Consider the following 1,627-nt stretch of genomic DNA (forward strand, 5'->3'; position numbering starts at 1 on the left):
CAGCTCGCAGGCCGACTTGGCCTCGCCGTACAGCTCGCGGCCGACCTCGTCGAGGTCGGTGGGCTCCATCAGCGGCGCGGACTCGTCGGCGCCGGGGCGGTGGTGGGTGGCGTAGACGTTGCCGGAGGAGACGTAGGTCCAGTGCCGGGCCCGGTCGGCGAGCGCGGCGAGGGCGCCGCGGACGAAGCCGGGCTGCCAGGACACCTCGACGACGGCGTCCCAGGGGCGGTCCGCGGTACGGGCCGGCAGCCCGTCGTACGCGCCGGGCTCCCGCCGGTCGGCGACCACCAACTCCGCGCCGTCCGCCACCCCGCCGCTCTCGCCGCGCGCGAGGCACGTCACCCGGTGCCCCCGCGCGAGCGCCAGCCGCGCCACTTCCCGGCCCACCCAGGCCGTACCGCCCAGCACGAGAATGTCCATCCCCGCAGCCAAGCACCGATACCGGCCCGGCACGGCATCGCTACGCCGACAGCAGAGCCCGTCACCCGCGAACGTGCTACGGACCGAGCCGCGTCCGTGCCCCCGGCCGCGTCCGTGCTACGCCCCGCCCCCAGCCTCGTCCGCTACGCCCCGCCCCTCCGCCGCCGCCCGCGCGAGCCGCGCCGCCAGGCCGTCGAGGAGGAACTCCAGCCCGGCCGCGAAGGTGCCGTCCCAGTCGTCGTCACGGAGGTAGTCGCTGGCGGCGAGCGTCGGGTAGCGGTCGCTCTCGGCGCGTACCCGCTCCTGGGCGGTGTCGCGCTCCTCCTCGGTGACGTCCAGCGCCACCTGGGTCGAGGCCGAGCCCAGGACGTGGTTGTGCAGCGCCCAGGTGGCGGCGAGGAGGTCGCGGCCGGTGAAGCCGGCCCGTACGAGCGTGGCCTGCAACACCTCCATCCAGGCGAGGAACTGCGGGCCGATGCCGGGCTTGCGGCGGGCCGGGACGGCGGCGGCCCAGGGGTGGCGCAGCAGGACGGCGCGCCAGGTGCCGAGCACGGCGGCGACGTCCGCGCGCCAGCCGGCGGCCGGGTCCGCGGTCCCGGCCGCCGCCGGGGGCTCGGTCTCGCCGAAGATCGCGTCGACCGCGAGGTCGATGACGTCGTCCTTGGTCTCGACGTGCCAGTACAGGGAGGGCGCGACGACCGCGAGCCGGTCGGCGAGGCGGCGCATGGTGAGCCGGTCGATGCCGTCCTCGTCGAGCAGCGCGACCGCCGCCGTCCCGATCCGCGCCCGCGTCAGGGGTGGCTCGCCCCGGGTCGACGTCCGCCCGGGGCGCAGCCAGATGCTCTGCGCCTCGCCGTCTTTACCGCGTTTCCGCTGGTCACGTGGCTTTCTCTCGCTACCCACCCGGCCGAGTGTAGTACGGTGTGCGGCGTTCCCTAACGTTGTTAGGGATGACCATACGTCGTTAGAGAGGGATGGATCCCGTGCCGGATGAGACGCACGCACGCGCCGGGGGCCGGCGCCGCTGGTGGACCCTGCTGGCCGTCAGCACGGCCCAGTTGCTCGTCGTGCTGGACAGCACGATCGTGAACATCGCCCTGCCGTCCGCGCAGCAGGCGCTCGGCATGACCGACGCGAACCGCCAGTGGGCGATCACCGCGTACGCGCTGGCCTTCGGCGGCCTGCTGCTGATCGGCGGCCGGGTCAG

The 1,627-nt window shown here is 75.0% G+C and carries 2 protein-coding genes and 1 pseudogene; 1 reads left to right on the forward strand and 2 read right to left on the reverse strand.

The window, feature by feature from the left end:
• Positions 1-420 (reverse strand): NAD-dependent epimerase/dehydratase family protein (locus H5J30_RS31995; protein ID WP_374101046.1); only part of this gene is annotated, 420 nt, incomplete at its 3' end.
• A 117-nt stretch (positions 421-537) separates the two neighbouring features.
• Positions 538-1,323, reverse strand: coding sequence for a TetR/AcrR family transcriptional regulator C-terminal domain-containing protein (locus H5J30_RS32000; RefSeq protein ID WP_181791109.1), 786 nt, complete (start codon positions 1,321-1,323; stop codon positions 538-540).
• A gap of 80 nt (positions 1,324-1,403) precedes the next feature.
• On the opposite strand from H5J30_RS32000, the pseudogene H5J30_RS32005 reads away from it, so the two are divergent.
• A pseudogene (locus H5J30_RS32005) lies at positions 1,404-1,627 on the forward strand (MFS transporter); the annotation flags it as partial.

It is taken from the genome of Streptomyces phytophilus (assembly GCF_013870535.1).
Lineage (GTDB): Bacteria > Actinomycetota > Actinomycetes > Streptomycetales > Streptomycetaceae > Streptomyces > Streptomyces phytophilus.